Source organism: Budvicia aquatica DSM 5075 = ATCC 35567, from assembly GCF_000427805.1.
Classification (GTDB): Bacteria; Pseudomonadota; Gammaproteobacteria; order Enterobacterales; family Enterobacteriaceae; genus Budvicia; species Budvicia aquatica.
Window position 1 is genome coordinate 1 of sequence record NZ_ATYS01000074.1, and the last position, 13,224, is coordinate 13,224.

The 13,224-nt window shown below is 46.7% G+C and carries 9 protein-coding genes and 1 pseudogene; 6 read left to right on the top strand and 4 right to left on the bottom strand.

Translation table 11 applies throughout. The features are described from left to right. The 4 genes from tnpC to YWE_RS0119365 form a co-directional block, all read right to left on the bottom strand. Positions 1-1,376, bottom strand: a 1,376-nt coding sequence (gene tnpC, locus YWE_RS0119350) for an IS66 family transposase (RefSeq protein ID WP_029096012.1), incomplete at its 3' end; no start/stop codon positions are given. A gap of 62 nt (positions 1,377-1,438) precedes the next feature. Then, positions 1,439-1,777, bottom strand: a complete 339-nt coding sequence (gene tnpB, locus YWE_RS0119355; protein WP_029096013.1) for an IS66 family insertion sequence element accessory protein TnpB — start codon at positions 1,775-1,777, stop codon at positions 1,439-1,441. Continuing rightward, positions 1,764-2,084, bottom strand: coding sequence for an IS66 family insertion sequence element accessory protein TnpA (gene tnpA, locus YWE_RS32030; RefSeq protein ID WP_029096014.1), 321 nt, complete (start codon positions 2,082-2,084; stop codon positions 1,764-1,766). Before tnpA ends, tnpB begins: the two co-directional genes overlap by 14 nt. Before the next feature lie 165 nt (positions 2,085-2,249). Further along, positions 2,250-4,367, bottom strand: a complete 2,118-nt coding sequence (locus YWE_RS0119365; protein WP_029096015.1) for a TonB-dependent siderophore receptor — start codon at positions 4,365-4,367, stop codon at positions 2,250-2,252. Between the two features lie 449 nt (positions 4,368-4,816). Between YWE_RS0119365 and YWE_RS27900 the strand changes: the two genes are divergently transcribed. The 6 genes and pseudogenes from YWE_RS27900 to YWE_RS0119400 form a co-directional block, all read left to right on the top strand. Beyond that, positions 4,817-6,967, top strand: a complete 2,151-nt coding sequence (locus YWE_RS27900; protein WP_071605900.1) for a TonB-dependent receptor — start codon at positions 4,817-4,819, stop codon at positions 6,965-6,967. Positions 6,968-7,028: 61 nt separating this feature from the next. Next, positions 7,029-7,634 carry a MotA/TolQ/ExbB proton channel family protein gene (locus YWE_RS0119375; RefSeq protein WP_029096016.1) on the top strand — a complete coding sequence of 202 codons (606 nt, stop codon included), beginning with the start codon at positions 7,029-7,031 and terminating at the stop codon, positions 7,632-7,634. A 3-nt stretch (positions 7,635-7,637) separates the two neighbouring features. Then, positions 7,638-8,048 (top strand): ExbD/TolR family protein, encoded by a 411-nt coding sequence (locus YWE_RS0119380; protein WP_029096017.1) that lies wholly within the window; start codon positions 7,638-7,640, stop codon positions 8,046-8,048. Continuing rightward, positions 8,045-9,100, top strand: coding sequence for an energy transducer TonB family protein (locus tag YWE_RS0119385; RefSeq protein WP_029096018.1), 1,056 nt, complete (start codon positions 8,045-8,047; stop codon positions 9,098-9,100). The genes YWE_RS0119380 and YWE_RS0119385 overlap by 4 nt, the downstream gene beginning before the upstream one ends. Positions 9,101-10,841: 1,741 nt before the next feature. Beyond that, the gene (locus YWE_RS0119395) at positions 10,842-12,698 is read left to right on the top strand and encodes an inverse autotransporter beta domain-containing protein (protein ID WP_428829283.1); all 1,857 of its coding nucleotides are present in this window, start codon (positions 10,842-10,844) and stop codon (positions 12,696-12,698) included. Positions 12,699-12,877: 179 nt separating this feature from the next. After that, positions 12,878-13,224 (top strand): annotated as a pseudogene (locus YWE_RS0119400) (SinI family autotransporter-associated protein); the annotation flags it as partial.

The following is a 13,224-nucleotide window of genomic DNA, read 5'->3' on the forward strand; positions in this document are numbered from 1 at the left end:
AGCCAGTTTGACCTTCCCATTACCACCGGACGGATTGCTCGCTCACATCGATTATTGTCTAGGGGTAATCCACCGTCATCTAGGAACCGACAAAGTTCGGTTTTGTGATTCAGTGCATACTTAATCGCTTTGTGTAACGCTGAACTCGACGCACAGGCTTCAACCTGTCGCTCCAGCCATGTCCATAATGCATCAAGTCTCGGTTTCGAGTACCGTTGTCGCCACTGCCGGATTTTATCTATCCCTCGGTGCCGGATCTTTTTTTCCAATTTATAGAGCTGGCTTATCATCTTCAGCGCCATTTCTGCTCGAGGGTCATGATTCGCTTTAAAAAGGTCAGCAAAACCCCTGCGGGCATGAGCCCAACAGGCCACATTGACCACCTCGCCGCCATTATTCAGGGGATGATAAGCGGCATACCCATCGCTCACCAAGCTACCGTTCCAGCCACTTAAGTACGCTTCAGGATATTTGGCTGCCCGACCTGGTTGGCTGTCAAAGCAGACAATACCTGAACCTGTTTTTTCACCGCTAACATAGGCCCACAGGTACCCTTTGCATGCTTTACCGCCCTGTTTCGCATCCAGTATCAGCAGCGGCGTTTCATCGGCGTGCACCACGGTTCTTTTCAGCAGGTCCAGACGGAGCAGCTCTGCCAGTGGCGCCAGGGCCACTCCGGCAGCACCAACCCATCCGGCCAGCGTACTGACGGGGATCTCAACACCATCACGGGCAAAGATGTGACTTTGGCGATAGAGCGGCTGATAGTCACGGTATTTACTGGCAACAACCTGCGTGACCAATCCAACCTCAGGTAATCCCTTGGGAATGATTGTTGNAGNCATAGAAGCAGAGACCACCGTTTGGCAGCAATCACAGCTGTATTGTGGACGGATATAACGGTTAACGACAAAGCTCGCCGGGATATAATCTAACCGNTCGCTGACTTCATCACGGATAAAACGNAGGNCGTGNCCGCAGTCGGGNCAGCTATCTGACGCTGGCNAGATAACCTTTTCCACGCGAGGAAGCTGCTCAGGTAATGGCTTGCGAGCCGGTATTGAATGTTGTTCAGCCTCGTCTGACGGGCTTTTTGGTAACAGACTTTCCAACTGGGTTTCAGCGGCGGCAATATCGGCGTCGGTATCTTCTTCAAAAAGCGANCGCTGTAAGCCGGAGAGGGCTTCGCATTTGCGGCCAAANCGGTGTTGNCGGGCCAGCATNAGCGCTTCTTCNAGNAGCCTAATACGATTATCTTTTTCAGCCAAGACGAGCANNTTTGCATTNAGGGCCGACGCGCCTTCNCGCACCATGGCAAGCGCCAATGTGCGTAAAAGTTCAATGTCATTAGTGGTGGNGAGCGTCGCTATTTTCATAACATGAATGATACACTATTTTGCGNATCATTGCTCATTAATCATGCNGTTAGNGCCTNAAATTACAGCGAAAANCGGTCAGCCACTTCTTCCTTATAGACCCATTTTGTCAGGTCATCCCCTTCGACCTGCTGCCAATCGACGCCACTGATAAGCCACTCGAATTGATCTGGGGTCAGAGACCAAGCTGTGTCGTTGGCTCGGGGCCAAATGAAGTGCCCTCGATGGAGACGACGGGCGCAGAGCCATACGCCATGCTTATCCCATCGGAGAACCTTGATCCGCGTTCGCGCTTTATTGGCGAAAACAAAGGCGGCGCCTTCATGCCAAGTCGCCTGAAGGACACCCTGACGCATATCGACAGGTTTGACCGCAAGGAACAGGTGTTCAGGCTTCAGCATATTTCAGTGCCCGAAAGACATCAGTTAGCTGACCGGGTTGACAGGCGACGCGACATCCACCGGGTAGGTAAACCATGACGGGGTCGGTCGGCGCGACAGACGGGGTAGCGTTTTGTCTTATCTGCACGGGCAATAAGGCGGTCGCACCGATGGGATCTTTTTCACCCCTGTTGACTTGTTTATTCCAGCCTTTGAAGGTGTTGACGCTGATGCCATGCTGTTGGCAGTACTGCTGCCGGGTCAGACGGCTAGTACGCCAATCATTAATATGCTGTTTTCTTTGCTCAATAGTGTNACTGCTCGACATGGTAAAACCCTCAGGGGTGACGATGTCGCCGATATTACACAAGCAAAAAATTATTGGAATTGTGAGTTTACCGTATGCTTACTCCATAGGTCGTGGTATTCAGTTAGAAATAAAAAACCGACACCCGTTTTTGGATGCCCGTTTTTCATTGCTAATGTTAGAGTATTACCAATGGTAGCTTAGCTTAGCGGTAACGGTACGACCATCACCGTAATAGCACCAATAGTCACAGGCGCTAACGTACTTCTTATTGGCTAAGTTGTTGGCATTAACCTGTACCTGCCATTCTTTATTGATGTCATAACGGATCATCGCGTCCCACAATGTATAAGCGGGCACTTTCATCTCGCGGGTGTTCGTTGAATCGCCATAGGTGCTGCCGATATAACGTACGCCTGAACCCACAGTGAAACCGTGCAGAGATCCGGGTAAATTGTAGTCTGCCCACAGTGATGCCATATTACGAGGGGTTGCGGGCAGGCGCTTATTGATTTCTTGAGGATTTAGCGATTGTGTGGTGATGATTTCATTCAGGGTATAGCTGGCAGTGAACTTAAGGTCATCGGTTGCATTGCCAACGGCCTCAAACTCGAATCCACGTGAGCGGGCTTCACCGGTTTGGGTACGTACTGACGGATTAACTGGGTCGGTTGTTAGCGTGTTTTTCTGGTACAGTTCATAGACGGCAGCATTAATATAACCGTTAAACCAGTCTGGCACGTATTTCACACCCAACTCGGTTTGTTCTCCGGTTTGTGGTTCATAAGGCCTATTGTTGTTATTTCTGCCAGACAGTGGTTGGAATGACTCGGAGTAGCTGATGTAGGGATTGAAACCAATATCAGACAGATACATTAAACCGGCACTTTGGGTGTACTTGCTGTCGTTCATGTTAATAGTATCATACGTATCTGGCTGGTTATCGTTAGATGTTGCTTTATCGTAACGGCCACCGACTAACAGTATCCATTTATCATCAAACCGAATCTGGTCCTGAATATACAGGCCAGTCTGCCGGCGTTTGGTATTGTGGTTGAACAGGTCACTGTCTGATATCGGCTGATAGTTACCGTAGACTGGGTTGAAGATATCCAGAGGTGCGCCGAAGCTGTACAGGTTGGCATCTTTGCCGCGTGAATTTGCAGTGAAATAATCAATGCCGAGTAGCAGAGTATGTTCAAAACGATCGAAGGACCAGTTACCGACCATGCGGTTATCCAATGCCCAGCTTTGAGCACTGCCGTTACGGTAAGTCAGGCCTCGATTAACGTGACGATCATCTATCATGCTCAAGCCATAGGCACCACGTAACAGCAGGTTCATATAGCTGTAAGCCATATCTTGGTGGAAAGTCCAATTATCATTGAAGGTGTGTTTGAATTCATACCCCACCATAAACTGTTCAGAGTTATTGGCGGCGTAACTAGGCTCACCGTAGCTCATCTTATAATCGACTTTACCATAAGGCGTGTCATGAAGTGTGCCATAAGGCAGTTTAAAACCGCTGGTTTGATTAGTGTTGTCTTTCATATAACTGCTTAGCAATGTCAGGTGAGTATTGTCAGAGAAATCAATACTCACGCTTGGCGCGATATAATAACGCTCGCTTTGAGCGCCATCCGTCGGTCCATTCGCTTTTCGGGCAAAGCCGACTAAACGATACAATACGTTACCTTCATCTGTCACCGGACCGGAAGTATCCATCGCTAGGTGGCGATAATCGTCAGATCCATATGAGACCTCAACTTCACCTTGCTTCAGACGCGTAGGGCGTTTAGTGATGACGTTAACTAAGCCCCCCGGAGGGTTCTGTCCATACAGCATTGATGCTGGGCCTTTCAGCATTTCAATGCGTTCAACGCCGTAAGCTTCTTGTTGCCAACCATAGAAACCGCTTTCCTTCAGTGTTTGAAGTCCATCCTGATAACGTGACCACTCAAAGCCACGAATTTTTAACCAGTCATTGATATTATCTGGCCCGTAAGGCGTAGCTTGAACGCCAGCACTGTAGCGCATGGCTTCATCAATCTTTCTTACCCCTCGGTCTCTCAGGTTTTGTTGAGTCACTTCTGACAACGCTCTTGGTGTTTCGGCCGCAGGGACATCAATTTTTAGTGCGGTATTACCACCGATAACAACGATTCTTTCGTCACTATTTTCGGATGTTGTTTCTGGCGTTGCTGCGTTGTTTGCTATCGCCGGGAAAGAGATGGCTACAGCCAGTAACATGACATAGGTTAATGGTTTTAATGTTGGATAAGTCGACGGGACTTTACGGTCCATATATTGAGTATCCTGAATAAATTACAATTAGTGATAGTGATAGTGATTATCATCCGCATTGTCATTTTATTTATTACCAACTGTCAAACAAAATGAGAAAAATCGAATAATCCAGTCAAGATGAGGTGATTTTTACCCTTCGATAAATGATCTATGGCGAAGTGAGTAACTGTGTTTTTTTTAGTCATTGCCTATATCCTTTTTGATTTAACACGTTATCGGAATTAAGCATTTACACAATTTTCAGAACAAGTCCTTTTTCCTAGCGCGACGACTCATGTTTGTCGGCTGTACAAGTGATTTTTATCGTATCTGCTGTTATGAACCGTCATCGCTTACTTATCTCCTGTAACTGCAATATTTTTTTAAAATTTGTATTAGTTTCTCATTTTGAATATCATGCGAATAGTTATCATTATCATTATCATTATCATTTAAAGGCGTGATCGATGAAATATTATCCTCTATTTGTACACAACGGATTGTCCCTTAAACCCACACTAGCCTGGCTTGCCATTCTCTCTACACTTCCTCTGAGCGTTAGCGCAACTGATGCCGACAGTCCTGAATATACAGATACCATTGAATTGCAAGACAGTTATGTGCGTCCGGATTATGTTGAAATTGAGCGATTACGGGATACAAAAGAAATTATCGTTATTCCAAAGGAAGAAATTCAGGAACGAGGAAATCGCACAATCTCAGATGTCCTCAAATCAGTTCCCGGCATTAGCGTTGATACTACAGGGCAAGGCGATATTGATATTCGTGGACAAGGTTCTGAAACCGCACAACGAAATCTACAAGTTCTTTTAGATGGTGCATCAATTACGACACTTTCCAACCACCCTTATTCAACAAATTACGATGTTGTTCCCATCGAGCAAATTGAACGCATTGAAATCATTCCCGGCGGTGGCAGTGTGCTTTATGGCTCAGGCACGGCTGGTGGGATCATCAATATAACAACGAATCTTCGCGGCTTGAAAGACCCCAAAAGTTCAGTTTTGGCTGAATGGAATTCGGATGGCTATCGATTGAATGGCAGCATCGGCAGCAAAATGGGGGAAAAATTCTCTTTTCTGGGAACAGCCACCAAACTGGACAGGGATCTGTACTACAAAGACACATACCGCAATTCTGAATATTATTCTGCTGGGCTCCGTTGGGATTTGATGCCGAATCAAAGTCTTTTGTTAAGAGCCAGCCATCTGTCAGAGGAGTCACAATATATCAAGACGCTGACAGCCAATAAGATCAAGCAATATGATAAAGACTACGTACCACCTGATAAGACCGTTACCGTAGGGGTTGATTCAGATGGACACCTCATCAAAAAGAATATCAGTGGTTACTTAACCGGTGATAGAGATATCGACAGCTACAACCTTAGTTATCAGAACGATTTAACTGAGCAATTACATTTCATAAGCGATGTTTTCTATACGGACGGTTTCTATACTAATAATGCTAATTGGGAACAGAGAGTCGACCAAAAAAGTCAAGGAGCCAAACTCAAATTTGACATCGGTTATTGGGATGACAGTAATATTCTTTTAGGGTTTGATTACTCAAAACAAGACGCATCAATAAGTTATATTGGTAGTTATAAGAAAGATAGTGCCGGTAAATACTACGGAGTACCTTATAACTTTAGCTATGAAAAAGATGTAAAAGCGCTTTATGCACTCAATAGCCTTAAATGGGATAAGTACATTTTCACTCAAGGGTTACGGCGCGAACAGGCAAAATGGTCTTTCGATAAAGGGGGAACTGTAACCGGAGCAGGGACATCAAACCGATGGAATACTGCGGCTGAGCTATCTGCTGCATATCTTTATCGTGATACGGGTCGTGTTTATGCGCGGTATGAACGCGGCTACACATTGCCTGATGGCCTGCAAATTAGCGATCAAACGGTTGTGAATGGTGAGAAACGGTATTTTACTACGAATGCTGAAGATGAAATATACGATATGTATGAAATGGGTTTGCGCGACAAAGTGGCATTCTCGACTGTTAACGCCACATTTTGGATGACGAACACAGATAATCAACTTAATCGTATATATTTGCAGGGTGTTAATGACGCTTATACCATGAACCTGCTTCAAACAAGGAGATGGGGAGCCGATGTGGCTTTTCAACAAACTTTTGGAAAGTTGACTCTGGAAGAATCCTATGCTTGGCTGAATGGACGCTCTGACTACAATGATAAAGGGCGCAAGTTCTTAATGGAGAATGGCAAAAACACGATTGATTACACAAAAAGTGGACTAATGAAAGTTCCAGAACACTCAGTATCACTTAAAGGAAAGTATAACTTCACCGATAATCTGTCGGCAGATATCAAATATACCTACTATGGTTCCTACAACAATTACCTATCTGATGCCAACAAAGAAGATGACGGCATCGTTGGGTCGCGTGATATTGTTGACATGAGCGTACATTATTCGCCAGTAAAAAATGTTGAAGTGTATGGTGGTGTCACAAATGTCTTTGATAAAGAATACTACGACTATGTGACCTCAGGTTTTGGCTCACTCATTCCAGGTAACGAGCGTTCTTTCTTTGTCGGTATTAAAGCGACATATTAACACATTGTTTATATCGATTAACCGGGCCTGTTTCCGCCCGGTTAAAGAGGTTAACTTCACCATGACTGATTTTTTTATACTGTTCAACACGGGCGGATTTATGATGTATCCGCTCTTGGTAGCATCCCTCATCACCGTGACAATCGCCGTAGAACGTTTCTCATTGTATCGGCGCAGTGGCACAAATATGGCACTTATCAAGGCTCATCTCCCGCAATTACTGATGGATGGAGAGTATTGTCAAGCAACAGCTCTCTGCGAAAAGGCCGGTGGGATTGTCGGAGGATTGCTGACTAATGCAATCGCTCACCGCAGAGTGGTCAACAATCTCTCTGAATTTCTATCAGGTGAATCTATTGCGGCCGCGTCTCGGCTTAAAGACCACCTCAATTACGTCAGCGCCATTGTGACAATCGCGCCACTTCTAGGGTTACTTGGTACAGTGACCGGTATGATTAACTCTTTTGATGTGCTCTCTATTGCCGAAGGTCAGCCCTTTGCCATCACAGGCGGTGTTGCTGAGGCTCTCGTCGCAACAGCCTTTGGTCTTCTCGTGGCTATCGTCGCGATGATGATTCATGTATGGCTTTCTCAGGTGGTTAATCGTCTCATTTCTAATATCGAGATGGGGGCAAGCCTTTGCCTGACTTCGATTAAAGAGGACTAAACCATGCAGATTCGTTCTATAAGAATGGAAGAGAAACCTCTTCTGATGATCATCCCGATGATTGACATAATTTTCTTCCTGCTGGTCTTCTTTATGATGAGTATGTTGACGATGGTGACACAACGTACGGTAGCACTCAATCTTCCCCATGCTTCAATCGCAAAAGTTGACACAACTAAGACGGTACCCGTTTCTATTACGCATGATGGTCGTATTTTTCTGGAACAGGACGCGGTTTCACTTGATGTTCTGGCATCGCGCCTTTCTCTTTTAACGCTGGAAAGTGACAAAATTACTGTTGTTTTGCGTGGGGATATGGATGCTTACTACGGCAAGGTAGTTGCTGTCCTAGATACTATTCGCCAGACCGGAATAGAGCGGGTATCGATTGCGACTGAAGGAAAAATGCAGTGACTTTGATGAAATCGCTTAGTTGGAAGACATCCTTTGCGACATCTGTTGGTATTCACGTGGCAGTCATTGTGCTCATGGCGATACTAACGCTTATTCATGCTACGTCGGTTGGTGGTACCGATATGTTAACGGTTGAACTAGGTGGTCCTGCGGGCAATAGCGGTGGATTTGGTGATATTCAGAAGGAGGGGCGCCAGGGTAATGCGGGAGAAGGCGGCGATGGCGCGAGAAATTACGCCAAAGAACGACAACAGAATGATACACCCCAAGAAGAAGCACCTAAAACAGACGGTGAACAAATGCCAATCCCGTTTAACGAAGTTAAACAAATGGAAACTGTCGCGATGTCAGAGAGGATGTCTGACGCCGTACTACAAGATTTAGCTGCCTCGGAAATATCGATAAAATCGACAACATTGCTCGAGAAATCAGTTATCAAAGAGACGAAACCATTGACTGAGTCGATCGAGTCTACAGTAGAAAAGAAACCGAAGCCTCGTGTAAAACTTGCAAAAAAAACTGACAAAAACGTTGATCAGCAGGGGAAAAAGGATGGACGGGACATGGGAAAACAGGTTAAGACCAACACCGATGGTAAAGATGGCAACAGCAATAAAGTTAATGCTGGTTTTGGTGGTGCCGTCGGTGTAAGTGGCACTACCCACGGCATGGAAAAAACGGAAGGATCTGGCGTTGGTAAAGGAACTGGCGAACTTGCGGGTAACGATCAGTTTGTCACGAACGGTGACGGCACCTATACGGCATTGGGTTCTGGCGGGATCACTTATAAGATTTTGACAGATGCAACGACTAAATACCCGAAAGAAGCGCGGTCTATCGGTTTCAATAAAATAGTGAAAGTAAACGTGCGATTTTTGGTCGGGCTTAACGGTTTCGTTGAATCAGTTGAGGTTCTGAATAAGGACATTCCAAATCTCGGCTTCAAGGAAACATCTATCCTGGCCATTAAAGCTATGCGGTTTGAGCCGATCTGGTACAGAGGTAACAACATCAAGATGTATTTCAAGAAAACGATCTTTTTTCAACCCTAACCGTGTGATTCATCGATATCGATATTGTTTAACAGTTTAACGTTTTTTACTTCAAGAATAATTTGATAATTTTGCTCTTGAATGCATTCTTCATTGGTATGATAGTCTGTATGAACGGTATCAAAGTAAGACATTTGCCCAGCAAGCTCTATCTAACTAGCGTGCTATGGGCGTTTTGTCGTCGCTGAACTGTCCCAATATTCATGTTGACGCCATTTAATCGTGTCAGTGCAATTCGTCGCGATTGTGAAGGTCGGCGAGTGTACCGCGCGGAGGTTGACCCCATATCCAACTGTGGGACGGCAGCCCCGAAAGGTGACCGATGGTTGCATTGCCTTGATCGATTATATCGGGATGTTTTCCCTATTCCCGGCATGACCATTGTTGATAATAAATAATGCAAAATAAGGTTTCATTAGATTGCATTAAATTGAAATAATACACAGGCTATTTATTGTTTGTCATTCACGATGATGCGTATCTAAAATACAGGTGGAATGGGTTTGTTAATATTATTCGCTATTTTTGTTATCCTGTTTTTTTGAAATTGGTGAGCATGTTAAATGAATTGCTATTACGTCTATCACCCTATTCAGTTCAATGTGAAATAATTCAAATTTACATCGGTTTCAAGCTTAGTCATTATTTAAAAAAACCGCACAAACAATCATTCCATTTATTGATTCATGTCACGTTTTACACAATAAATATAACGACTAATAATTATCTTTTTTTGATCTAAAAATCTGTGAGTGGTGATAAATTCAACGAATATCCCTTTTGTTGGTTATTTTACATTCAATAATCAGTATTATAATCTGATTTATTCATTAAATGCGATCTGTTGATCTGCATTCATTTTTATTCTGTATAATCTCATTAATATCACTCGCGGCGGGTTACTCGATGATTAGGTGATATCGCCTAGGTTTTTAAATTGATTTTCTATCTATTTTATCTGTAACTAAAGCGTTGTGATTAATTCAATAACGTACCCGAAATCGTGTCGAATTTCAGAGTCTTGGTTCACACTCTGTTTAGTGTGTATATGAGTTTAGATTAATGTTTTTCTATTGATAGGTTCGGCTTGGTGAATCAGTAGTCATTATCTTTCATTGGCAGGAAATATATTTGTGCATTGACTGATTTACCCGATAGACCACTGTTTGACCCCGGTATTTCTTGTATTAAATCGAAAGCGTCATCAGCGGGTAATTCTGTTTGGCGTTGCTCGTTCGGTACCACTTCCGATTCGATGGCCATTTAATTAGGATAGCGCGTTCGGCGCAAAGGGAATGGAATAATGAAAATAACAATGCGTCTTTCGGCTATAGCAATTTGTGTCATGAGTAATGGTTTTTCGACCGCGGCTTTTGCTGCACAGAATGACATCTCTTCTGCCACCTCAACAACCCGCCTCTATGTCGTCCCGGCTGACAGTAGCCTGTACCAGTTAGCCCTGCAAAGCGGCATTACGGTGGCGGAGTTGCGTATCCTGAATAACGGTGGGCTTAACCGTCGGGAGGCGATGAAGGCTGGCGAAAGTTTGCTCTTACCTGTGGACTCCCCATTATTGCCGACCACCGATGAATCGGGTCTGTACGTGAATAATTTGCCGGAACTCGGCATGGGGAATGCCCCGTTACCCAAAGCCGACAAGGATGGCAGGATGCCTGCCTCGGCACTGGAAATGAAAGCCGCCAGTGCTGCTCAGTCAGTGGGCAATCAGGACTGGAACAACATGACCGGCGACCAGGTGCAAAATCAAGCCGAGAGTTGGGCAAAAAATAAAGCCAAAGCTGAGGTGTTGAATCCGGTTCAGCAGCAGGCTCAGGACTTGCTGGGGAAGTTTGGTAAAGCCCGGGTCACGCTGACGGTAGATGACAATGGCGACCTGAGCAAGAGCTCCGCCTCCTTGTTCACGCCGTGGTATGAAAATGACGATGTGGTGACCTTCTCTCAGATAGGGGTACATGACCAGGATGGGCGAACCATCGGCAATTTCGGTCTGGGCGTACGTTGGGACCAAGAGACATGGTTACTGGGGACCAATACCTTCCTTGATCAGGACTTTAGCCGTAATCACAGCCGTCTGGGTTTGGGGCTTGAGTTGTGGGCCGACTACACCAAGCTGGCCACCAACTACTACCATCCATTGAGTAGCTGGAAAGACTCCAAAGATTTTGATGATTACTTAGAGCGTCCAGCGAAAGGCTTTGATGTCCGTGCTCAGGGTTATCTGCCGGTGTATCCGCATCTGGGTGCCTCGGTAGTTTACGAACAGTACTTTGGCGATGAAGTGGCCCTGTTCGGTAAAGACAATCTGCAATCTGACCCGCGTGCGGTGACGCTGGGAGTGGACTATACCCCGTTCCCGCTGGCAACGCTTAAGGCCAGTCACAAGGAGGGTCAGGGAGGTCAAAAGGAGGCGCAGTTTGACCTGCAACTGAACTATCAGTTAGGTACTGCCCTGAACAAGCAGCTTGACCCGGACAATGTCGGGGCGATGCGCACCCTNCGCGGNAGTCGTTACGACATGGTTGACCGTAATNANGACATCGTTCTGGAGTACAAAGAAAANTCCGGCTTACTGGAAGTGGACTTAGCCGCTGTCCCCGCCACGTTGCTGGAGGGTGATACCCATCTAATGCAACCGCTGGTCAAGAACAAGTACCGCATTACTAGCGTGACCTGGAATGGCGATACGGTCCCATTGGCCATACTGCCTACCGGGGGCGTCAATAACCCACAAGGTTGGCAAATCACCTTACCGGCATGGCGTTCAGGCCCCGGTGATATTAACCATTATCAGCTGTCGGTGACGTTAGCGGATGAAAAAGGNCGTCAGCAGACCTCTAACCCNGTNGATATTGTCGTCGGTCAGCAGCGTCAGGGCTTACTGGCGTTAGAAAGTGCGGCCAGCGTNCCGGCAACGGGNTTNCCAACGGATGTGATTAAGCTNTCGGCTCACNTNGAAGACCANCAGAGNCAGGCGGTGAATGACCCNCTGGTNACGCCGGTCTGGAAGGTNACGGATGCAGTGACGGGGGCNGTNGTGCCNGTGGTGGCGGNNGGNGGGTCGTGTCCGCTGGATGCGGCCAGTCAGCCTTTACCGTGCCTTCAGGTTCTTCGGGCCCCGGTGGATGTGCGCACAGGGATTAACTACTACGTTGAAGAGTTGGTCAGTACGNTNANTGGGNCGTTTATTGTGCGGGCAGACCTTGGTGTTTACGGGATGAGTAATCCGCAGACCGTGACGTTCATCGGGACAAGTAGTACCAGTCTGGTGGTCAGAGCGGAGATACAAGACCCAGCCGGCGTGGATTTACTGACAACAGGTAACAGCCCGCAGGTGGGTGTGACCTATACCGTAAAGTTATTTGACGCAGCCAACGTGGATATCACGACCAGTATCCCGGCACCTAATGTGCAGTGGGAGTTAGACGGCCCCAATACGGCGGGATGTGCGATAACGCTGAACAGTTTTGATACCGGGGTGCGGGGATATCAGTTTACCCCGAGGACTAACGCCAACAGTAACAGCGGTGTGACGTGTGGTGACCAGGGCTTCGGCCTGAAGGTGACGTACGTGCCGTAAGGCGATAGGCGTATTGACCCTGACTAGAGTGCCACGGCACCGAGCCCCCTCAATGAGGTTAATGGACAGTCATTTCAGGGCAGGCGGTGAGATTGACGACACGTGTATTGATAAATACCAATGCGGGGAAATCCCGGTTAGATGGCTCAGTGCCAGACAGCAATAAAAAGGAATGAACGATGACAGTGAATTTTAGAGTCAAGCAGGTGGTACTGGCGCTGGCCTTGGCGGGCATGACGTCCGGCTCCGTGTGGGCGGCGAGTACCCCGACAACCAGTTCGGTGCAGGGGCGAGTCCCTGTCTTGAGTGCCCCGTCTAACAATGCAACGCAGGCGGTTGATTTTAGCGGTACCTATGCCACGCCGGGACAACTGTCCACGGGTGACACGGTGGTCATGACCTATGACTACACCGACCTTGATGGTGATGTGGATAACTCATTGACCACGGTGAACTGGAGTTATGCCCCGTTTGGCGGGGGAGTCGATGTGCCGATAACGGCGACTAACGCACCGGCGGCGAGTTC

Bases quoted from the DNA above. Each gene is read 5' to 3' on its own strand.
- YWE_RS0119365 (WP_029096015.1), bottom strand. From the start codon at position 4,367: ATGGACCGTAAAGTCCCGTCGACTTATCCAACATTAAAACCATTAACC.
- YWE_RS27900 (WP_071605900.1), top strand. From the start codon at position 4,817: ATGAAATATTATCCTCTATTTGTACACAACGGATTGTCCCTTAAACCC.
- YWE_RS0119375 (WP_029096016.1), top strand. From the start codon at position 7,029: ATGACTGATTTTTTTATACTGTTCAACACGGGCGGATTTATGATGTAT.
- YWE_RS0119380 (WP_029096017.1), top strand. From the start codon at position 7,638: ATGCAGATTCGTTCTATAAGAATGGAAGAGAAACCTCTTCTGATGATC.